This window comes from Paenibacillus sp. 01T442, assembly GCF_056398345.1.
Window position 1 is genome coordinate 1 of sequence record NZ_JBFTPF010000050.1, and the last position, 21,799, is coordinate 21,799.

Here is a 21,799-nt window from a genome sequence, read left to right on the forward strand (position 1 = left end):
ATCTAAGCGCGAAGCCCCCCTCAAGATGAGATTTCCCAGTATGTAAGACCCCTTGTAGACGACGAGGTTGATAGGTTCGAGGTGGAAGTGCGGCAACGTATGCAGCTGACGAATACTAATCGGTCGAGGGCTTAACCAAAATTCCTAAGAGTAAKACTTTACGTTGAGTTTCGTATCTAGTTTTAAGGGAATAATATTCCTACTGTGGCGATCGTGGCGAAGGGGTTAACGCACCGGTTTGTGGATCCGGCATTCGTGGGTTCAAGTCCCATCGGTCGCCCTTTTCCCTTCATAATGGGGATTAGCCAAGCGGTAAGGCAACGGACTTTGACTCCGTCATGCCTAGGTTCAAATCCTAGATCCCCAGTATACTTTCTTAAGCGGTCGTGGTGGAACGGCAGACACACCATCTTGAGGGGGTGGCGCTCACAAGGCGTGAGGGTTCAAATCCCTCCGACCGCATCCCAGCATTACAAGCCTGAAACCCTTGATGTATAAGGGTTTTGGGCTTTTTCTTTTTTTAAACAGATAAAAAGAATGCAGTAGTACATCTTCATACCAGCCTTGTTCGTATGCAAGAAACGGCATAGCGTGTATAGTTAGTATCCAACTAGAGGGTGCTCTTTAAGAGAGTATCCTTTTTTTGCATACAGGTTTCGTTTACTATTTCAATATGCTTATCTTTAAAGCGGGTAGTAGTCATTACTATTTATAGGAGAAGTCAGCACATACACAAGCCGTAGTCATCTATTGGGAATATGAATGTATATAATTCAATAAAAGAGGAGGGGGAACCTATTCTTGACTCGACAGAGATCATTTCAAAAAAAGTAGGATCAGCTAGTCCTAAAATTTCAGTTATCGTAACTGTATACAATACGGGGGAATTCCTTAGTAAGTGTTTACAATCGATAATTAACCAAACAATATGGAATGTCATGGAGTTAGTTATTATCAATGATGGTTCAACAGACCATTCCTCCGCAATTATTAAGGAGTTCGTGAAAAACCAACCTGAACGTATTATTAGTATACATTTTGCGGAAAACCAAGGTGTAGGTAACTCTAGGAATGTAGGGATTGCTCAGTCTAGAGGTGACTATATCGGTTTCGTTGATTCGGATGATTGGATTGCTAACAATATGTTTGAGGTATTGTTTACGAAGGCTTTAGATGGGCATGACATGGTGATTTGTGATTATTTTAGTAGGTATGAAGATGAAGATCTGACCATTCCTGAGAAGGGATACGCACAAGACATCTTTACGCAAAAACAGGCAATTCTTTATGCTCAAGTGGTTCCTTGGAATAAGCTCTACAATAAGGAATTACTACAAAAAATTCAGTATTTGAATATTTGGTATGAGGATGTTGCATCAACTCCAATTTTGATCAGTCTAGCGAATAGACCAGCTTATTTGAATATTCCCTTATATTATTATAAAAGGTCTAGACCAGGTTCTATCGCAAATAGCAGCGGACCTAAAGTGTTAGATATTTTACAAGCCTGGGACCGTTTAATCGAACACGCACACTTGAATAATGGTTTTAAAGAGGAAATTCTCTTTTTTGTAACCAAATGCATTAATTATTATATTGATTTCAAACCAGAGTACGCTGATCATTTCTGGGAATATGCTAGGAAGCATCGAGAACTTTTAAGCGGTGGAGAGTACAATCGTAAAGCAGTTGAAACTAAAGAAATTCGTGACTTATTTGGTTTATTTAATATGAGTACGCCAATGTATGCAACAAAGTATGAAACAAAATATGAAACAAAATATGCAACTCCCAAAAAACGATCCTTGAGAATCATACAAGTTATTTCACCAGTCTGTAGCCCTGTATCAGCTGTTGACACAGCTGGAACAGAGAAAATTGTTTATGAAATAACACAAGAATTGGTAAAACGTGGACATAAGGTTATTTTATATGCTCCTAAGGGAAGTAAAGTTTCAGCTAAGTTAGTACCCTTCCCCAAATATTTCGAAGATCGACACCTACCCGCATTTATCCGTAAAACAAGACCTTCGAAAGTAGATCTGATTCATGATCACACGTTTACATCTATTGTCAGATTAAGAAAAATGGGAATTCCCGTTTTACCCACTCATCATTTACCTACGAATAAAGAATTTCATGATTCCGTTTATGTCAGTAGAGCTGCTCGGGGAAATGCCGGCGCCAAAGGCCAAGTCGTTCATAACGGAATTAATCCGGATGAATACGAGTACAGTGAAGGAAAAGATGACTATTTATTGTTTATCGGGAGGATACTCCCCGACAAAGGCGTCATTCATGCAATTGAAGTCGCTGAACGCAATAACCAAAAGCTAATTATAGCTGGACCCATTAAAGATGAAGTATATTTCCGAAATATTTTGGTGCCCAGAATTGATAATAATGAAAACATTCACTATATTGGCGCTGTTGCAGGTAAACAAAAGCAGGACCTACTTAAGAGAGCTCGTTGTGTCCTCTTTCCGTCAATTTGGAAGGAGCCTTTTGGACTTGTTTTGATTGAGGCTATGATTTCAGGCACTCCCGTATTAGCCTTGAACAATGGTGCCGCCTTAGAGGTACTTGAAAGTTTTCCACAGTTAGTATGTAACAGCATAGATGAACTTGCGCACAAAGCATTAAATGAGTCATTTCCGCCACCACATGTCCTAAGAGAATATGTGCTTAACAAGTTCACGACTTCTACAATGGTGGACCAGTATATAACGTTGTATGAACAAAAAATTAATGAATTGAAGAGAAGACGGGGAAAGTTAAAACGGATAGGAAGAAGAAAAAAAATTAAACTGCTAAGAAGCAAAAAATTAAAACTGATAAAAAGAAGAAATAATTTAAAAATGACAAGAAGAAAGAGATCCATTTTAAAGAAAAAGATAACGGCTAAAAGAAGTGTAACAAAGCGAATAAGAACAATTAGAAGAAGTGTCAAAAAGCGAAAAATTACAAGAAGAAGTAGGGTAACAAAGCAAAAGAGAGCATAATAGGACGATTACATCGGAAACAAAATGTATTATCAAATTAGAAGCCCTGAGCAATCAGGGATTTTTTCTATGGTCGAAATCATTACCGGAGCAGTATCATGTTATTGTCACTGTGGGGAATGGGATGGTAAGCTTATAGGACTATGTGATTGTTTAATTTTATAATTCGTAAACGTTTTCAGTTCGTGTGGCGATTGCACAACCAGGATATGAATATCCGAAAGGAGGAGATCCGCATGACGATAAGCCAATTGATGGATCAGCAAAGAAAGTATTATCTCTCCGGTTCGACACGAGGACTCGCTTACCGACTTACACAGCTCAAAAAGCTGAAACAAGCGATTGTCGATCGGGAATCGGAGATTATTCAGGCGCTGCGCACCGATTTGAATAAGGGAGAGAAGGAAGCGTACGCTTTTGAAATAGGCATCGTTTATCAAGAAATAGCTCATGTCATCAAGCATCTGAAACATTGGATGAAGCCGAAGAAAGTGAAATCACCGATGACGCATTCGGGGAGTCGCAGCTACATAATCCCTGAGCCGCTGGGGGCGGCGCTTATCATTGCTCCATGGAATTATCCGTTTATGCTGGCCTTTGATCCGCTAGTAGGGGCAATTGCGGCTGGCAATACGGTTGTGTTGAAGCCGTCAGAGCTAGCGCCAGCGGTATCTGCTGTGATGACCTCGATCGTACGTGCTACCTTCGAACCGCAATATATTGCGGTTGTAGAAGGCGGCGTGGAAGAAAGTCGTGCGCTCCTGGAGCAGCCGTTTGACAAAATCTTTTTTACAGGCAGCGTAGCCGTTGGGAAAATAGTGATGGAGGCAGCAGCAAAGCGGCTCACACGTGTCACGTTAGAGCTCGGCGGGAAGAGCCCCTGCATTGTACACCACGACGCGCATTTGAAACTAGCAGCGCAGCGTATTGCTTTCGGGAAATTCTCAAATGCGGGACAGACCTGCGTGGCTCCAGACTATTTGCTTGTTCATCGGAGCGTGAAAGATAAACTGCTGTCCTATCTTCAAGAAGCTATCGTCTCTTTCTATGGCGACAAGCCGCTGCAAAGCCCTGATTACGGCAAAATCATTTCTCGTCGTCATTACGAACGGTTGCGTCACTTTTTGAATGACGGAAAGGTCGCTATTGGTGGGTTGGCTGAAGATCAGACGCTGCAAATTGAACCAACGGTACTTGAACAGATTACATGGGATTCGCCCGTTATGCAGGAGGAGATTTTTGGCCCTATCCTTCCTGTCCTGACCTATGACAGCCTAGACGAAGTCGTAGGTTTAATCCAAGCTAGGCCGAAGCCGCTGGCACTGTATGTATTTTCGGAGGATAAAAAGGTGCAAGATGCCATGCTTGAGCGAATTTCATTCGGCGGCGGTTGTGTCAATGATACGCTGATGCATTTTGGTTCTACGCATTTGCCTGTCGGCGGAGTCGGCGAGAGCGGAATGGGCAGCTATCATGGCGAGATGAGTTTTCAAATATTCTCACATATGAAAAGTATATTAAAGCAGACGACGAGGTTCGATATCCCTTTTCGATATCCATCTAGTCTAATCGGGTTGAAAATCATTCGCAGGCTGACTAAGCCTTAATTACGGCTCACTAGGAAGAGGTTAGTCTCGTGATAGGATCCTACGAGCACTATAAACTGATTTTCAATGATGTACCGAAGCCATTCGCATTCGTAGATTTGGATCTACTGGATGCTAACTTTAAGGCCATTGCACAGGAAGCTGGAGGGAAGAAGATTAGGGTGGCGAGTAAGTCTATTCGCTGTCCGGATGTGCTTCGCTGTATTTTGGCAGCAGATCCTGTGTACCAGGGAATTATGTATTATACCAGTTAAGCGGTTGCAGATGCTACCTGGGAGGATCCACAGTGAAAGAAACGAACAGATGTAAGATAATCTTCAAATTGGATCTGAGGGCGGAAAACGCGAACAAATGACTGGGCAGGGAACATTCATTGCCTTCTCTTTGTAGAAGATGTGTGTAACTATACTGTAACGCTTGAAAAGGTATAGTGGCGTATAAATAAAAATAATAGAAAAGCTATTTACTGGGGGGCCTATGGATATCATACATCGGGATGCTGACTTCACGAATGCGATGTTGTTTGGAACTTACATTATGGTGTTAATGGATGGGAAAATGATTGGCGGCGGGCTTGTCGCGGAGTTTGATGAAACTGAGGTTAAGGTAGGGCAGGGGCGATATGTACGAAGCAGTTCAACCTTTGTAGTAGCTCCGCCTCCGCAATGTTCGACGGGTATGTGATGACAGTTTCATATACATGAAGAGTCTAGGGGATGATTTGAATATGTTTTGTCATATATAACTTCCACTTCAAGTGGGAAGACGTTATTTTCAATATGTGTACATGGTCAAAGATGCAAAAAGACACATATTTTCGGGAAAACAGTTACAAGTGGATGAATAAGTGCGAAAAGGCAACCTTTAGGACCGAAAGATGTCAAAATGAGCTTTGCCGACAGAAATAGTTGCACTTTCGCAAGCATTTCAAATACAGATATTAATTCGAAGAAAAAGAATGCTCTTTTGCATCTTTCGCTGCTTGCATTCACCATACGGACTTCTTCTAAGCCCATTAACTCACAAAAAAGAGGGTCCCCCGCCACCAACATGGCTTTGGGACGCCCTCTTTTTGCGTTGCCAACCTATTTGCTTGCAGCAACGGTCTCTATTTCTTTAACACTTTGATAAATGATGTTGAACAACTCTTCCAAATTGCCTTCTTCGATGCAAGAGAATGCTACACGAAGATCAGTCTCGCCAAGCGCGATTGTGCCTACACCATGCTGATTCAATAAATGTACGCGCAATGCTTCAGCGTCAACGGTTTTGAGCTTCAAGCACATGAAATAGCCGGAGTTGAACGGGTAGTAGCCCCATGCATCGTCGAACTTGCCGCTGTCCAAAATGGATTTCGTACGGTTCGCGCGGCCTTTCATGATTTCGTATTTCTCTTGCTTCTGAGCATTGAATTCTGGTGAGTTCAACGCGTGAAGCACGAACGTTTGGGACGGATGCGGACCACTGGAAATTGTAGCACGGATAATCCCCATTGTTTTTTGTTCAAGAGCACTCAGAAGTGCATCACTTTGACCCGCATACGTAATGAAGCCTACACGAAAGCCCCAAACGTATTCTTCTTTGGTTGCTCCGTCAATTTTGACTGCAAGCACACGCGGATGCAGGTCGGCCAATTGACCGAACAAGGATTCATGCAAGGAATTTTCAAAGAAAAGACCGAAATAAGCATCGTCAGTTAGAACAACTACGTTAATCCCAGCTTCAGCAGCTTCTCTGATCGCGGCAGTAATGGCATTGCCATCCTCGACATCAGGTGTGTAACCCGTTGGATTGTTCGGGAAATTCAGTACGACGATCGCTTTGCCTTTGGACTTCTGAGCGAGAAGTGCGTCACGTAATCCTTCGGAATTAAATCTCTCTTGTTCGTTATAGAGCGGGTAGTTCACGATTTGAGCACCGCGGCGAATCTCGAAAGTAAGCTCGTAATTTTCCCAATTTTTATCAGGAATAATTACGGCATCACCTGCGTCTGCAAAAAGATCAGCAGCAATACTTAGTCCATGCGTCAAGGCATTCGTTACAATCGGATTACCGATAAGCTTGCTGCCAATGCCAGGGTTTTCTTCGAGCATTTTTTTGCGCCAAGCTGTACGAAGCTCAGGCTTACCAGCCGGTGGAGCGTATTCATATATATCTTTAGGATTGTAAGTGGAGAGTGTATCTTGAATGACCTTCAGATGCATTGGTTGACCATTTTCGATTGCAATACCGATGGTAGCATTGAATTTCTTGGCTTTGGCCTTCGCTTCAGCCGATTGGCTGAGAATGCCTTCTTTCGGGAAGTAAATCGATTTACCTAATGTGGAAAGCATGTCATGTACATGAGAATTTTCACGTTGCAGGGTCTCGTTTAGCTGACTTGCCAAAGGATTCATAAGATTGGGTCATTCCTTCCAATGAGCGATTCATTTTTTCCCAGTTATTATATCACTTTCACACCTGCACGTCACTGCGTAAACAAATTTTCTATGAATTGATATGAAAAGAAGCAAGAGCCATGGATGAACGCATTCCAGTCACGTGCTCAACAATTTATTTGATTAAAAAGCTTTCTAGTCGCTGCTTGACCTGTTGCCACTCATTGTCAAGGATACTGAACATAACCGTATCTCGTACATAACCGTCGTGAAGCACACGATGTTGACGCAGAATACCTTCTTTCTGGCCTCCTATACGGGCAATGGCTGCTTGGGAGCGTTCGTTGCGAAGGTCTGTTTTGAGCTGAACACGCAAAAGATTCAGAGACTCGAAGCAGTATCGAAGCAATAAATACTTACTTTCTGTATTCACACGAGTTCTCCAAACACTCGAATTGTACCAGGTGTGCCCAATCTCCAAATTCCGATGAGGGATGGAAATATCGAAGAGTCGTGTACTGCCGACGATGGTATCAGTAGCTCTATCGTAGACGCTGAAAGGGATTCCTTGTCCCGCTTCCTGCTCGTTAAGTGCTTGGTAGACAAATTTGTGAACTTCGGCGGGATCAAGCAAGGGAGTCATAAATGAGAAAATGGCAGGGTCGTTTGCAGCCTCGATCAGTCCAGGAATATGTGACTCATGCAAAGGAAGCAAGGTGACGCGAGTTCCTTTTAGGGTTGGCGGCAGTAGATTCATAGTTTGATTTCTCCTTACTCGTGAAAAATTTAATGTGATTGTTGTAAGCATACTGTATGATTGGATTCATAATAAGTACCAATATGACTCAATTTATATGTACCATTTTAAAAAGAAAAGAAGTGGTTGTATGGCATTTTATTTGCCGTTTCACACGTACTGTTCACGATATCCTAGTAAATACGCTGCCTTGTATCATGCGCTTCGCGATGAAATCGTAGGAAATAAGTTGAAGCAGCATACGAAATTGCCCTCAAGCCGGGATTTGGCTGATCAACTGGATATTTCTCGGGGGACGGTAAATCAAGTGTACGATATGCTGATCGCAGAAGGATATTTGCAGGCAGATGTTGGAAGAGGTACTTTTGTCGTTTATGCGGACGGTCATGTGATGTATGAGCCCAAGGTGGGGAAGAATATAGAACTGTCAGCTTGGGGTGTCCGAGTGAGCCAGGGTGTGGATGCTGGGGGGCAGCAGCGAGAAGGTGGGACTGATCAGGTAAGTGAGCTGGGGGAGCGAGAAAGTAAGGCTGATGGCATCAAAGCGCAAGGAAAAGTGCGAGAGGGTAAGGCAGATGGCATCAAAGAGCAAGGAAAAGTGCGAGAGGGTAAGGCAGATGGTGGTAAAGAGAAGAGAAAAGAGCGAGAACTCCTAGGTATGCCAGGTGGAAGAGAGATTGCGTTCGTGGTGGCGCGTCCGCAGATGGAGCAGTTCCCGCGGGAGCAATGGAACCGCGGGATGTATGAGCAGGTGCGGCGGATGACGGAGTCGCCGCAAGAGGACGCTCACATCGCCGAGGGGCACTACGCGCTTCGCGAAGCGATCGCGGTGCACCTGAGGCGAATGCGAGGCATCGATGCGCCGCCTGAGCGCATCGTGATCGTCAATGGGTCGATGCAGGCGATTGCCCTGCTGACCCAGCTGCTCGTAAACCCAGGCGATCCCGTGGTGCTGGAGCGCCCCGGGTATCAAGGCGCCAGCCGCGCTGTGCTGGCGGCTGGCGGAGTGCCCGTCCACGCGCCGGTGGACGGGCAAGGGCTTATCCCGCAGCCGTGGAACGCGCGGCTGCTGTTCGTGACGCCCAGCCGCCAATTCCCTACGGGGGCGGTGCTGGGCCTGGAGCGCCGCCAGCTCCTGCTGCGCTGGGCGGCGGAACAAGGCGCTGTCATCGTCGAAGACGATTATGACAGCGAGTTTAGGCACCGCGGGCGGCCGATTGAGCCGCTCAAGGTGCTGGACCAAGAGGGCCGAGTGGTCTACATCGGCACCTTTTCCAAAACGATGCTGCAGGACCTGCGCATCGGGTATGTCGTGCTGCCGGAGGCGCTGCACGATGCTTTTGTAGCCGCGAAGCGGCTATACGAGCCGCACCCAACGGGGCTGCTCGAACAGCGCTCGCTCGCCGCTTTCATGGCGAGCGGCGGCTACGAGCGACACCTGCGCCGCATGCGGCGGGTGTACGCGAGCAAGTTCTTGCTCCTGCAGGCGCTGCTGCAGGAGCACCTGTCCACCCTCTTCGAGTGGGTGGACAGCGATAGCGGGCTGCATCTATTCGGGTGGTGGCGCGGTGACCTGCGCACCTATACCGCGTATGCAGCCGCATGTCGGGCAGCCGGCGTGACCTGGACGGACGCCGGCAACTACGCGCTCCCAGTCGGCAGAGCGGGTGTCTGCTTCGGTTTCGCCCATCTAACAGAGGCTGAGATCAAGCAAGGCATCACTCTGCTCCGCTCAATCTCTATTGGCCTTCCCTGACTCTTTTCGCTCAATCTCAATTGGCTTTTCCAGAATGTTTTCGCTCAATCTCTATAGCCCTTTCCATGCTTCCTGCTCAATCTATACCATACTTTTCCTAATCCCTGCTTGCCTACCATAAAAAGTCTCTATCACTGTGCAAGATAAGTCTTTTGGGCAATAACTTTGTTTGCCATAGGTTGTATGTTATCATCTAACATGTGTTCAATTAAATTACAAATCGTAGGAGTGATCCTTTCATGGCTGGATTAAATGGTGGGGGCACAAGTGTCATCGTGCGACTGGAAATACATAAGGAACTCGTAACCTTTGGTAGAATTGCAACAGCCATTGGTGATGCAGGCGGCGATATTGTGGCGATTGACGTCACAAGAGCCAGCAAAACGACGACTACACGTGATATTACAGTCAAAGTAAGTGATCCCGAGCATACGGAAACAATAACGAAAGCACTACAGGTTATTCCAGGTGTCCGCATCATTAACGTGTCAGATCAGACCTTCCTGCTTCATTTGGGTGGGAAAATTGAAGTCACCCCCAAAGTACCAATTAAAAACAGGGACGATTTGTCCCGCGTATATACGCCAGGAGTTGCCAGGGTTTGTATGGCGATTCATGAAGACCCGAGCAAGGCACATTCGTTGACGATTAAAAGGAATACCGTTGCTGTCGTGTCAGATGGTACGGCTGTTCTAGGGCTTGGGAATATTGGGCCTGAAGCGGCAATGCCCGTGATGGAAGGGAAAGCGATGCTATTTAAACAAATGGCAGGCGTAGATGCGTTCCCGATTTGTTTGGATACCCAAGATACCGAAGAAATTATTCGTACCGTGAAGGCGATTGCGCCAGGATTTGGCGGCATTAATTTGGAGGATATTTCTTCCCCGCGTTGTTTTGAAATCGAAGAACGCTTAATTAATGAGCTTGATATTCCTGTATTCCATGATGATCAGCACGGTACAGCGGTTGTTATTCTAGCTGGGCTGCTAAATGCGGTTAAGCTTGTCGGAAAGCAATTGGAGTCGTGTAAGGTAGTAATCACGGGAATCGGGGCTGCAGGTATTGCATGTACTAAAATGCTGATCTCAGCAGGTGTCACCAATGTCATTGGTGTGGATCGTCAAGGGGCTATTGTGCGAGGAGATGAGTTCACGAACAAGGCTTGGGAGTGGTACGCAGAAAATACGAATCCTGGGCTAGAACGTGGTACATTGTCTGATGTCATCTCAGGTGCAGATATTTTCATTGGTCTTTCAGGACCAGGCGTGCTGAAGCAAGATGATGTGAAGCGTATGGCGACTGACCCGATTGTTTTCGCAATGGCGAATCCCACACCGGAAATCACGCCAGAGGAAGCGGAGCCTTATGTTCGCGTAATGGCGACAGGACGCTCGGATTATCCGAATCAAATTAACAATGTACTTTGTTTCCCTGGTATTTTCCGCGGCGTGTTAGATTGCCGAGCATCCAAGATCACGCAAGAGATGAAGCTTGCGGCAGCCAAAGCAATTGCTGCTGTCGTGAATGAGGACGAGCTGAACGAGTACTACATTATTCCCAGCGTGTTCAATCACGCGGTGGTCGAGAAAGTTAGAGAAGCCGTTATGGAAGCGGCGTTTGAATCGGGTGTTGCACGTCGTCGCAGCCAACGCGAAGTCAACGAGGGACATCACGAGTAATTGAAAAAAGCAGTTCGGTACAACGCTGATCCAGCGTGCCGAACTGCTTTTTATGTTTTAGGCTTGTTCTTCAGTCCATTCCTTCAACTTACGATCGGTAGGGAGCAAGAAAGTAAGTATGCCTAAAAGCGGGAGAAATGCACAGAGTTCCATAACTCGGCCTGTTCCGATGGCATCGCAAAGGTTGCCTAACACGACACTCCCGATACCGCCAAGACCAAAGGCTAATCCCGTGATGAGGCCGGATACGGTCCCTACTTTGCCAGGAAAAAGCATTTGCGCATACACGACTGTAACAGAGAAGCTGGATAACAGAATAACACCGATAATAACGAGCAGCACGTACGCCCAACCGACGGACACATGTGGGAGTAATAAGGCAAATGGTGCCGATCCTAACATGGAAAAGAAAATGACATTACGCTTACCGAAGCGATCCGATATCGGTCCGCCAAAGAAAGTACCAACGGCTCCAGCCGCTAGGAATAAGAAAATGAAATTCTGCGCTCGGTCAATGGAGATACCGTACGTATCTTGAAGGAAGAAGGCGAAATAGCCACTCATAGCCGCACCATACCAAGAACGAACAAACACAAGGAAAATCAATACACTGATAGCGAACATGACTTGCTTACGTCGCTGCGGGCTAACAACACGTTTAACGACGGTTTTGGCTTTCACAGGTGCGTCTTGCAGGACGACCTTATACCAACGTGCTATGTACATTTGCACAGCGATCGCGATAGCCGCGACACCCGTAAACCAGATCGATCCGAACAATCCTAGCGGAATGAAGATCCATTTGGTCATAATGGGAGCCAATGACTGACCAGCGTTGCCGCCGACTTGGAAGATCGATTGGGCGAGACCTTTACGATTTCCAGCTGCCATATGTGAAACACGTGAACCTTCTGGATGGAAGGCGGCCGAGCCAAGTCCGACAAAACAAACAGACAAAAGGACTACCCAATACGAATGAGCAAAAGCTAGCAGCAACATGCCGATCAAGGTCGATGTCATCCCAATTGGCAGCATGTAGGGCGATGGCTTCCGGTCTGTATAGAGTCCAACGACAGGCTGCATGATGGATGCTGTAAAGTTAATTGCGAATTGCACCCAGCCGACTTGTGCGTAGCTGAGTCCCATTTCATCTTTTAAAATGGGGAAAATAGCAGGAATCACGGATTGAATGGAATCGTTGAGCAAATGTACAAGCCCAATTGCCAATAAAATCCGATAAACAGTTGGTTTGATATCTCCCGTTCCTTGCAAGCTCTTCGAGCTATGATTAGGAGATGGTGTTGAAATRGATGCCATGGTTTTCTCCTCTCAGGTTCTGATTCCCGACTAGGTTAGGCGTCCAAGAAACGCCCAAGGTCTTCGCCCATTTTCACTTTAGAGCCAAGCTTTAGATCAGGGCGTGCTTCGAACATCCCATCTTCAAATAACAGAACGACTGTGGAGCCGAACTCGAAATAGGCGAGCTCTTGACCGCGTTCAAGTGTTTTTGGAAGAGGTGTTACATATTGGATGGAGCTCACATTCAGTGCGCCAACTTTGACAACGGCTACTTCTCCAGTTGCATGCTGAATGAATGTAATTAATCGCTCGTTGCGGCTAAGTACACGTTTCATATGACGCAGTCCGAATTCATTAACGGGATACACTTTCCCAAGGACATGCTCTTTCTCCAGAATATCTCCTGAGATTGGTGAATGAATACGGTGATAATCAGTTGGACTCAGATACAGTACGAAATAAAAACCATTATTGTAGTTGACTGTGCGCGGAGAGCGATTTAGCAGCTCGTCGATCGTGTAGTCTTGACCTTTGACATTGACGATCAAGCCCTCTTTGATGTCGCCGATACCTGTAATCATGGCATCTACCGGACTTACAACACGTGTTGTGTCTTCGTGGATCGGGCGCAAGCCTGGCTTCAATCTGCGCGTGAAGAAATCATTCAAGGACTTATATTCCTTGATGTGCTTCTCAGCGTCTTCAATGCGAATGCCATAGGTTTGGGCAAAACGAGGGATAAAGAGCCGGCTTATTTTGGAACGAGCAAGGGCACCTGTTAGTTGTGAGACCCATTTGCGTGAAGACAACTCGGTCAGTAATCGGAAAAAAGGCTTAGACATAGATCATAAACTCCTGTTCATTCGTTGGTTAGGAGGGACTCTGGCATCAGCACAAAGTTTCCTATTTAGCGGTTCTTCGCTAATCTTGCCACAGATAGGTAAAAGAATCAATTGCCTATTGTTCGATTCCTTGGGACTAGCCAAGTGAGTTTCTGTATTTTCGACAGCAAATTCGTCAATGCTGTTGAAGAGGTGAACACGACAATGTCGATAATAATCGTTATTTTTGTTATTGTGATTCCGCTAGTCATGCTTGCTAGTGCTTGGTTACTACAATCCTTTAAACATGTATTCGCAGGGGCAGCGGTTTTGTGCGCGTATATATTTGGTGCAATCAGTTCCATGAACGTGTACCAGATCCTTCGGGATGATACGGTTTTCATGACGAACATCCATGTTGTTTTTACGAACAAGCTGTTTCTGTTCACAGGTGGTTATCTAGGCGCATATGGGATTTATATGTTAGTGCATTGTTTCTTGAAAGGAATTCGCAGCGAGTGAAGCGGCCATTCAACGATTTCGATGCATAGAGCGTCTACTCTATATAGTGACTGTGAAAGTAAAGGCAGGTGGTAAGATGAAACGAAATTACTCCCAAATTATGCGTGGAATTGGAACAGTTGGAGGGTTAATCCTTCTTATTACTGGTTGCGCGACACGTCATGAAGCTGGGCCAAGTGGAACTCCGATCCCGAGTGTACCGCCCGCAACGGTTTCACCAACAGTGGTACCAACCTCTACACCTATCCCGTCGACTGCTCCTAAACCTTCGCCAACTCCAGTAGCATCGGTAGATTTTCCTAAGATGACACTGGATGAGAAGCTAGGTCAGATGATAATCGCGGGAATTGATGATTACAGCATGAATGATGAAGCACGTAAATTGATTGCAACCTATCATGTAGGTGGCATTATTCTGTATAAGCCGAATGTGAAAGATACGAATCAATTAGTGAGCCTAGTCAATGATTTGAAAAAGACGAATACGGTGAACAAGCTTCCACTCTGGCTTGGTGTCGATGAAGAGGGCGGCAGGGTAACGCGTTTGCCTGATGAAATTTCGAAAACACCGACAAGTCAGACGATTGGGAAATCAGGTAAAACCCAGTTGGCCCATAATATCGGTCAGTTGCTGGGGAAAGAGTTGAATGCCTATGGGCTTAATATGGATTTTGCGCCTGATTTGGATATCAACAGCAACCCCAAGAACCCGGTTATTGGCGATCGCTCTTTTGGGGCGAATGCAACGCTAGTAAGCAGCTATGGGATTCCGATGATGAATGGCATTCAAGAGATGAAGGTTGTTCCGGTTGTGAAGCATTTCCCAGGACATGGCGATACCTCTGTTGATTCACATATTGGCTTACCCGTTGTTCAAAATGACCTCGCGCGCTTGCGGAAGCTTGAGCTGATTCCCTTTGCAGATGCCATTAAGCATCAGGCGGATGCGATTATGGTCGCTCATATTTTGCTGCCAAAAATAGATACGAAATATCCGGCTTCGATGTCGAAGACGATCATGACGGATCTTCTACGCAAGGAGCTTGGCTTCAAGGGGCTCATCATGACCGATGATATGACGATGGGCGCCATTGCGGAAAATTATGAAATGGGCGAAGCCGCCGTGAAGTCTGTGCTCGCGGGTTCCAATGTCGTGATGGTCGGTCACGATCCGCAGAAAGCGATAGCCGTTATTCAAGCATTGCGTACCGCTGTTCAGGCGGGGCGGATTCCCTTGGATACGATTGACCAAAGTGTGCAACAGGTCTATAAGCTGAAAATGAAGTATAAGCTTCAGGATCAACCGGTAAGCGCACCGGATCCGAAGCAGCTGAATGCGGAGGTTCAGCGGGTGCTTGCACCGCTTAGTGCGAAGTAGGGGGAATAGCGTAATGACGGTGCTGAGATGCGATATTCTCAGTCGGCCGCCGCACGGAGGGGGGCGGGGGACAGACAACAAACTAGTTACTTTATCCCCCTCGCCCACATCAACCTAGTCTCTCAACGCACCTCATTCTGCCTACAACAAACTAGCTACTTTATACCCCTTGCCTCCATCATCCAAGCTAATTGAGCCGGAATCGCGCACCTCTTTGAGATCCGAGTAAACACATGATCTGATTGAATTGAAATAACTGGAAAATATACAGCTATTTTGAAAGATTTCGATCGATTTTTTAATTTTAATGGAAAATATGTAGCTAAAATCTCGTTTTTCTCCTCATGAGGTGGGAATGCCTGGAATTAGCTGTAGGTTTTCCAGTTATTCCTCAGATGGAGGGATTATTGCCGAAAATAGATGTAGTTTCCCCAGTTAATTTCCATTCACTCGAAGGAAGGCGCAGTCGTCGAAGCACGGGGCCTGTCTCATGCCCTCACAGCCCGGCTCACCTCAAAAAAACGTCCCCCGAGTAAACTCGAAAGGACGTTTTTTTTGTTTCGCTCTGCTGCTTTGCCCTCTGTTACTCTGCTGAAGCTCGCGCTCCAACCTCTAGCACGGTGGCGTGCCACCTTCTAAAATGAATTTGGCATAGGCTATAGGGTTGAAATAGGTGGCTTTCCAACATTCTTCCATATTTGCCTCACGAAAACTGTAACGTTGATCCTTCCCGTTGCATTCGATAAATAAAGGGAAACCCTCATTCGTCATAGCAATGTCGAGTCCTAAATCAGCCAAGTTTGGCAATTCTGTGCTGAGATGCTGGGCGACCAAGAGCGCGAAATTCGTCATCTGAAGACATACGGTTCCTGGATCAAGCTGCGGATAGTGGTTTTTCAAAATATCTGATAAGGATATTACTCGCCCGCCGTGTGCGACATTCGTTAGGAAATGCTTACGTGAGGCAACCTTAGCAATCATGCCAGTAACGCCCCATGATCCCTCAGTTCCACGCTGAACGGAAATACGAAGGTCAAAAGGAGATCCATCTACAGTGGCAAGAGGCAGGCATTGTTGAACCATATAGCTGCTTCTTACAATCCGTCTACGGAGAAGTTTCGGCAAGTGTTGACGGAACCTGAGTGTTCGCCAAGTCCGGTTCGTAAGTTTCATGTTAACTGGATAGAGGAGTTTCCATAAGTTCCCTTGACGCTCTAATTTCATCACACCGCGACCGATGCTAGAATTGGTTGGTTTGATAATTAACGAGTCAAACGAATCCATCATGGCTTTAACATTTTCAATTGTGGCTGGAAATGTACAGGGAAGATGGGGCCGAATGCTCTCGTTTTTCATTAAAATCTCATGTATACGCATCTTGCTATAACGGTTCCAACGATTAAACAGCGTAACACCTTTCTGTGTCCATGCTTCCAAAATCCGTGCTGAAGAGGAATCCAAATAAATGGCACGATTATGAATAACTTTAGGGAGATCTGACCATTTTCTTATAAAATGTTGGCCATCCTTTACATAGGCATGTACCTTCATTGTTTTCATATGAACATCATGAATTCGGAAATAACAAGGCGTAAGGCCATAGAGTTTGCCAGCATCCTCGTAAAATCGAATTGCTTCGTATTGTGTGTTCCCTAGAGGAATACCTGCAAACAAGGAATCGTTAACTAAAATACCCACATAGGGATTACTCATTGACTTCACTCCCTCTCTAATTGGGGCTTGAATATTTGCCGAAAGCGGAATCACTCTTAGTTTATGGAAAAAGAACAAGACTTGTTTGTACAAATGCTGATACTTTCTTCTAAAACAAGGACAGATGCCCATGCTTTGCTACTTTATCCGCATATGTATAGAAGAAGTAGCAAAATGGGGGGAGCTCAGCCTCATTTTATCCAGGAGGTTTAGAAGTTGAAGACGAAGCGGAAGCCGCAATCGAACCATCTTGTCATCGTTACACCAGGCTCTTTTCCTATACCCTCAGGGACTAGTAGCTCGGTTGAGCAAGTGGTTCAGAAGACAGCGGAGCATTTGGTGAAGAGCATGCCTGTAGTCGTACTTGGACGGAAAACATCCTATCAACCTTGGAAGGAAATTCGGCAGGGTGTAACGTATCAGCGACTACCTTATCAGACGCAAACTACCTATATGAAACATGTAGCTAAACAGATATCCTCGTTAAGTCCTGGTATTATTCAAGTGGATAATCGGCCACGATTCCTTTCCTTTCTTCGCAAACGATACCCTCATTCCATATTGAGTCTCGTCCTCCACTCTACGTCCTTTATCACAAAACCCTATATTTCTAATTCATCTTTAACCGTGTGTTTGCGTGCGGCTGATGTCATTATCGTTAATAGCGACTTTCTAAAGCGGTTTCTGCAAAAAAAAGTGCCTAGTGCTGCCCATAAAATAGTTACACACTATTTAGGTGTTGATATTGCTCAATTCACTTCCAAATGGTCGGATGAAGGCATCAAATCACGTCTAGAAATGCGCAAAAGCCTAAATTGTGAGCATCTCAAAATTATTTTATTTGTAGGTAGATTGATTCCTAAGAAAGGTGTTCATCATCTGCTGAAGGCGATGGAAAGCGTCATTAAGAGTGAACCAAGCGCCAAGCTTGTTATCATTGGGAGTGCTTATTATGGATCCAAGAAAGAAACCAAGTATGTCAGGCAATTAGTTAAAGCAGCCAGGACGATGCCTAAACATGTCCTATTCATTCCTTATGTGAAGCATCAAGAAATGCCCAAATGGGTTCGAATCGCTGATGTTTTTGTTGTCCCCTCGATTGGTAAGGAAGCTTTTGGTCTTGTCAATGTGGAGGCAATGGCTACTGGTGTTCCCGTTGTTACCACTAAAGTAGGCGGGATTCAAGAGGTTGTGGAAGATGGTAATACCGGTTATTTAATCGAACTGGGTGCCATTGACAATGAGCTCCCTGATCGTATCATACGGTTACTGAAAGATGAAAGCCTGCAACGAAAGCTGGGGGAAAACGGCATTAAACGGGTTGATAATCTGTTCACGTGGCAGCGAGCTGCTGAGGTGAGGTCAGCGTTGTACAGCCAGATGTTGAAAGAAACGGCTCTTGTCTAGGTGAGCGCACATTTTTTGGGGCTAATGTACTTATTAAGGTGAGAATGAATATGTTACCAAAGATAAATCTTGGTGAATGGAGAGGAGTCATATGAATAAGCGTAAGAGCAGCACTACCCAGAAAGCGAACGTGCACAAAGCGAACGTGCACAAAGTGAACGCTAACTTGAATGAATTAAAATGGCTTGATGAAGCACCAATAAAGCAAGAGAAAGTGGTAGAACAACCCAAGCTAATTGCGAAAACGAATCCAACGATGTCAGAGAAGACAGAGAAGGCAGAGAAGGCAGAGCCAAACAAAGTCTTGCATGTCTCCAAGGTTACAGAGCAAATCACACCTGATTTGTTATTAACGGAGCGAAAAACGGGGAAATTCGTTGACCCGGTTGTCTATACGGACGACATTGTAGATGAAGCGGTAACATGGGACAAAATTGCAAGCCGATCGATCGATGATACGAAGATAAAACCGTTCAGCATCGGTGTCAGATCCATCAAGGATGGTGCGATTGAACCTTCCAAATTAGCTCAGGCAAGCGTAACACGTCCTAAAATTGCCAACCAGGCGATCCATGATGAACATGTTGCTCCAAACAGTATTGCAGGAGATAAAATTCAAGATAATACACTATCTGGCGGAAAGCTGTTCGATAGCAGCATTACAACCGCCAAAATTGCAGATAGGTCAGTGGATGCCTCCAAACTGGCAGACGGAGCTATTTTGCCTCAACACTTATCGGAACTGATTATTACAAGTGACTATATTGATCAGCAAGCGATCACGTCTGATAAAATCCTCAGTGGTGCTGTTCAGACGAAGCATTTGGCCAATTATATTATTGATACGGCTAAGCTTATGGACGCTTCCATCACCTCTGCCAAAATTAGAGATGGTGCTGTTACGGAAGATAAATTAGGGATTGGCAGTATCGGTTCTATCCATATTCAGGTCGAGAGTGTTCAGTCCGAACATTTAAGAAATCACTTAATTACAAATGATAAGCTCGCCGATCAAACTGTAACAGGTGCTAAGCTTGCTCCGCATGCCGTAGATTCGATGCATATCGCACAATCCGCGGTGAGAGGTATTCATATTGAAGGCAGTGAGGTAACCAGTTACCACATAGCTGATCATGCAATTCGGACTAAGCATATTGGAGAAGGTGCCATAGAAGCGAAGCTCATTCAAGATGGCGCGATTACCGTGGCGAAATTGGGCGAGAAGATCATAGCGAGCAAACATATAACGCCGCAAGCTATTGAGTCTGGCCACTTGAACGATGGAGTTATTTCTAGCAGCAAATTGCAAGACGGTGCGGTTACTGCGGATAAAATTGCGCAAGGTGCCATCCTCGCTAAACATATCGGTTCACATATGATTCAGACTGATCATCTAGAGGAGAATGTGGTATCTAGCTCCAAAATTGCTGCAGGATCCATCATTACAGATAAATTGGCAGAGGGTAGTGTTGGTAATTCTAAACTGAAAGATGAGAGTGTCACCTCCAACAAAATTGCCTACCGCACCATCAATTCTACTCATCTGCAGGAAGAGATTATTGCTACTGGTCACATCGCAAAAGGTGCGATTGGTGAGAAACAAATCGATTTGCACGCGATTCATCGCAACCATATTGCGGACGAAGCCATCACAACTAGACATATTCAGGAAGAAAGCATTACGACAAGTAAGYTTGCTGAGGAAGCCGTAACAACGGCGAAGATCGCTCCGATGTCGATAGAATCACGTCATTTGCAAGATGAAATTATCGATAGTGTTCATATTAAACCTGGGACGATTACTTCTGAACATTTGGCACAAGGATCCATTACGTTGGAGGTATTCGCTGATCGAAGTCTAATGGGCAGTAAACTACAAGAAAACGCCATCACGACTGAAATCTTAGCCGACAGTGCAGTCACCGAAGAGAAGCTCGCGAATGGAGCAGTGGGCACACAACACCTCCAGGCAGAATCTGTAACTACGTGGACCATTAAAGATCAAGCCATAACGAACGCGAAGCTAGAGGATGAAGTGGTAACTTCAGATAAGTTGGCTGATGGCAGTATCATTAGTACCAAAATTTCGAGCAAAGCGGTGAATGCTGAGCATATCATCGACGGTGCGATCACGGCCTCGAAATTGGCGAATGAAAGTGTACATGGTAGCAAGCTGGCACCTGCTGCGGTAGTTTCCAGGCATTTGGCGGATGGGTCCATCATTAGCTCGAAGGTTGCTTATCGCGCGATCAGCTCAGAGCATCTGGCAGAAGGAGCGGTCGTTGGTACGAAGCTGGCGAATCATAGTGTAGAAGGATCGAAAATCATGCCTGGCACGATCACAGACGAACATCTTTCAATTGGCGTAGTGAATGGTACGAAATTGGCGCATGGTTCCGTAAGTAATCAGCATCTCCTGGCAGGGGCTATTGACTGTGAAAAGTTAGCGGTGAACTCTGTAGACGGCAGTAAACTGATGTCGGGCGCAGTGAATAATTATCATCTTGCTGATCATGCCGTATATGGTGTGAAATTGGCACCGGGAAGCGTGGATGGTAGTAAGCTGGCTTCAGGTGCTGTAACTAGTGAGCATCTGGCTGATCATGTAGTGGATGCATCTAAGCTGGCGTCGGGAAGTGTGGATAGCAGTAAAATCATTTACGGTGCGATACAACGAGAACATTTATCGGACTTTATCATTGATGGATTGAAGCTCTCCTTGGGTTCTGTAACGAACAGCCATCTTGCTCCTGGCTCTATTGACGGTGGGAAGCTGCATAATGCCAGCATAGATAGTTCCAAGCTAATCGAGGGAACGATCGGAAGCGAGCACTTGCAAGACGAAGCCGTCACAGGTGAAAAGCTAGCTCCAAGTAGTGTGGACAGCACTAAACTCGGATTCGGTGCGGTGAATACGGAGCATCTGGCTGATGATGCTGTTACAGGAGCGAAGCTATCCGTTAACAGTATTGATGGCAGCAAAGTTATCGACGGGGCGATCGATACTGCTAAACTGGCTGATGGCAGTGTAGACAGCTATAAACTGGCACAGGGAGCCGTAACTGATTTTCACTTAGCAATGGGTAGTGTTGATGGAAGTAAGCTGCAGGATGGAGTTATCACGAATCAACATGTTGCTGATGCCTCTATTACAGTGACGAAATTGGCAGATAGTCTTGTGCGCACTTCCTCTGGGCAAAGAAATGTGTTGCAACAGTTCGGTCTTGAGCCATTTGTTATGAAGATTCAGGATGAGACCATTGAGCTGGTACTTCATTTTGAAGAGGAATATGCGAATACGAATTATGTGTTAACAGCGATCACGAATCATCCAGCTTGTTATGTCATTGTTAGTCAAAAGTCTACAGGCAGTGCAGTATTGTCCATTATCAGAGCCAAATTTTCACCCGATCAACAGGGTATTGTGAATTGGATGGTCATTGGGAAGAGTCAGTAATCGCCTCGATGTGAAATCCTGCT

General features: G+C 45.5%; 15 protein-coding genes, 3 tRNA genes and 1 rRNA gene. 14 read left to right on the plus strand and 5 right to left on the minus strand.

Features of this window, described 5'->3' with window-relative positions; genetic code table 11:
* The 8 genes from AC1DLM_RS25990 to AC1DLM_RS26025 all read left to right on the plus strand — a co-directional run.
* Nucleotides 1-139: ribosomal RNA gene (locus AC1DLM_RS25990) — 23S ribosomal RNA — on the plus strand; the annotation flags it as partial.
* A 68-nt stretch (nt 140-207) separates the two neighbouring features.
* Nucleotides 208-280: transfer RNA gene (locus tag AC1DLM_RS25995), tRNA-His, on the plus strand.
* A gap of 15 nt (nt 281-295) precedes the next feature.
* Nucleotides 296-367 (plus strand) — tRNA-Gln (locus AC1DLM_RS26000).
* A 13-nt stretch (nt 368-380) separates the two neighbouring features.
* Nucleotides 381-462, plus strand: a tRNA-Leu gene (locus AC1DLM_RS26005).
* A gap of 296 nt (nt 463-758) precedes the next feature.
* A complete protein-coding gene (locus AC1DLM_RS26010) occupies nt 759-3,002 on the plus strand; it encodes a glycosyltransferase (protein ID WP_477571598.1) in 2,244 nt (747 codons plus the stop codon).
* Between the two features lie 236 nt (nt 3,003-3,238).
* The gene (locus AC1DLM_RS26015; RefSeq protein WP_477571599.1) at nt 3,239-4,609 is read left to right on the plus strand and encodes an aldehyde dehydrogenase; all 1,371 of its coding nucleotides are present in this window, start codon (nt 3,239-3,241) and stop codon (nt 4,607-4,609) included.
* 29 nt (nt 4,610-4,638) lie between these two features.
* Nucleotides 4,639-4,863 carry a hypothetical protein gene (locus AC1DLM_RS26020; RefSeq protein ID WP_441992167.1) on the plus strand — a complete coding sequence of 75 codons (225 nt, stop codon included), beginning with the start codon at nt 4,639-4,641 and terminating at the stop codon, nt 4,861-4,863.
* Between the two features lie 223 nt (nt 4,864-5,086).
* On the plus strand, nt 5,087-5,293 hold the full coding sequence (locus tag AC1DLM_RS26025; RefSeq protein WP_441992168.1) for a hypothetical protein: 207 nt from the start codon (nt 5,087-5,089) through the stop codon (nt 5,291-5,293).
* 401 nt (nt 5,294-5,694) lie between these two features.
* On the opposite strand, the gene AC1DLM_RS26030 is transcribed toward AC1DLM_RS26025, so the two are convergent.
* Together AC1DLM_RS26030 and AC1DLM_RS26035 are read right to left on the minus strand one after the other, a co-directional pair.
* Nucleotides 5,695-7,005: an aminotransferase class I/II-fold pyridoxal phosphate-dependent enzyme gene (locus AC1DLM_RS26030; RefSeq protein ID WP_441992169.1), complete on the minus strand. Its 1,311-nt coding sequence runs from the start codon at nt 7,003-7,005 to the stop codon at nt 5,695-5,697.
* A 157-nt stretch (nt 7,006-7,162) separates the two neighbouring features.
* Entirely contained in the window at nt 7,163-7,744 is a 582-nt protein-coding gene (locus AC1DLM_RS26035) for a GNAT family N-acetyltransferase (RefSeq protein WP_441992170.1), read from the minus strand.
* 34 nt (nt 7,745-7,778) lie between these two features.
* Between AC1DLM_RS26035 and AC1DLM_RS26040 the strand changes: the two genes are divergently transcribed.
* Nucleotides 7,779-9,500: an aminotransferase-like domain-containing protein gene (locus AC1DLM_RS26040; protein ID WP_441992171.1), complete on the plus strand. Its 1,722-nt coding sequence runs from the start codon at nt 7,779-7,781 to the stop codon at nt 9,498-9,500.
* Between the two features lie 239 nt (nt 9,501-9,739).
* Complete coding sequence (locus tag AC1DLM_RS26045; protein ID WP_441992172.1) at nt 9,740-11,179, plus strand: NAD-dependent malic enzyme; 1,440 nt, start codon at nt 9,740-9,742, stop codon at nt 11,177-11,179.
* 57 nt (nt 11,180-11,236) lie between these two features.
* Here the strand turns inward: AC1DLM_RS26045 and AC1DLM_RS26050 are convergent, their stop codons facing one another.
* Both AC1DLM_RS26050 and asd read right to left on the minus strand, forming a co-directional pair.
* Nucleotides 11,237-12,496, minus strand: coding sequence for an MFS transporter (locus tag AC1DLM_RS26050; RefSeq protein WP_441992173.1), 1,260 nt, complete (start codon nt 12,494-12,496; stop codon nt 11,237-11,239).
* 35 nt (nt 12,497-12,531) lie between these two features.
* Nucleotides 12,532-13,320: an archaetidylserine decarboxylase gene (gene asd / locus AC1DLM_RS26055; RefSeq protein WP_441992174.1), complete on the minus strand. Its 789-nt coding sequence runs from the start codon at nt 13,318-13,320 to the stop codon at nt 12,532-12,534.
* 204 nt (nt 13,321-13,524) lie between these two features.
* Here asd and AC1DLM_RS26060 point away from each other — a divergent pair, with 204 nt between their 5' ends.
* Nucleotides 13,525-13,821 (plus strand): transposase, encoded by a 297-nt coding sequence (locus AC1DLM_RS26060; RefSeq protein WP_171628952.1) that lies wholly within the window; start codon nt 13,525-13,527, stop codon nt 13,819-13,821.
* A 76-nt stretch (nt 13,822-13,897) separates the two neighbouring features.
* Complete coding sequence (gene nagZ / locus AC1DLM_RS26065) at nt 13,898-15,199, plus strand: beta-N-acetylhexosaminidase (RefSeq protein WP_441992175.1); 1,302 nt, start codon at nt 13,898-13,900, stop codon at nt 15,197-15,199.
* Nucleotides 15,200-15,811: 612 nt separating this feature from the next.
* Here nagZ and AC1DLM_RS26070 read toward each other — a convergent pair.
* Nucleotides 15,812-16,912: a YheC/YheD family endospore coat-associated protein gene (locus AC1DLM_RS26070; RefSeq protein ID WP_441992176.1), complete on the minus strand. Its 1,101-nt coding sequence runs from the start codon at nt 16,910-16,912 to the stop codon at nt 15,812-15,814.
* A gap of 216 nt (nt 16,913-17,128) precedes the next feature.
* Here AC1DLM_RS26070 and AC1DLM_RS26075 point away from each other — a divergent pair, with 216 nt between their 5' ends.
* Nucleotides 17,129-18,319, plus strand: coding sequence for a glycosyltransferase family 4 protein (locus AC1DLM_RS26075; protein WP_441992177.1), 1,191 nt, complete (start codon nt 17,129-17,131; stop codon nt 18,317-18,319).
* Nucleotides 18,320-18,410: 91 nt separating this feature from the next.
* Nucleotides 18,411-21,776 (plus strand): WIAG-tail domain, encoded by a 3,366-nt coding sequence (locus AC1DLM_RS26080; RefSeq protein WP_477571600.1) that lies wholly within the window; start codon nt 18,411-18,413, stop codon nt 21,774-21,776.
* Nucleotides 21,777-21,799: the final 23 nt, after the last annotated feature.

Bases quoted from the DNA above. Each gene is read 5' to 3' on its own strand.
- AC1DLM_RS26010 (WP_477571598.1), top strand. From the start codon at position 759: ATGAATGTATATAATTCAATAAAAGAGGAGGGGGAACCTATTCTTGAC.
- AC1DLM_RS26015 (WP_477571599.1), top strand. From the start codon at position 3,239: ATGACGATAAGCCAATTGATGGATCAGCAAAGAAAGTATTATCTCTCC.
- AC1DLM_RS26025 (WP_441992168.1), top strand. From the start codon at position 5,087: ATGGATATCATACATCGGGATGCTGACTTCACGAATGCGATGTTGTTT.
- AC1DLM_RS26030 (WP_441992169.1), bottom strand. From the start codon at position 7,005: ATGAATCCTTTGGCAAGTCAGCTAAACGAGACCCTGCAACGTGAAAAT.
- AC1DLM_RS26035 (WP_441992170.1), bottom strand. From the start codon at position 7,744: ATGAATCTACTGCCGCCAACCCTAAAAGGAACTCGCGTCACCTTGCTT.
- AC1DLM_RS26045 (WP_441992172.1), top strand. From the start codon at position 9,740: ATGGCTGGATTAAATGGTGGGGGCACAAGTGTCATCGTGCGACTGGAA.
- asd (WP_441992174.1), bottom strand. From the start codon at position 13,320: ATGTCTAAGCCTTTTTTCCGATTACTGACCGAGTTGTCTTCACGCAAA.
- AC1DLM_RS26060 (WP_171628952.1), top strand. From the start codon at position 13,525: ATGTCGATAATAATCGTTATTTTTGTTATTGTGATTCCGCTAGTCATG.
- nagZ (WP_441992175.1), top strand. From the start codon at position 13,898: ATGAAACGAAATTACTCCCAAATTATGCGTGGAATTGGAACAGTTGGA.
- AC1DLM_RS26070 (WP_441992176.1), bottom strand. From the start codon at position 16,912: ATGAGTAATCCCTATGTGGGTATTTTAGTTAACGATTCCTTGTTTGCA.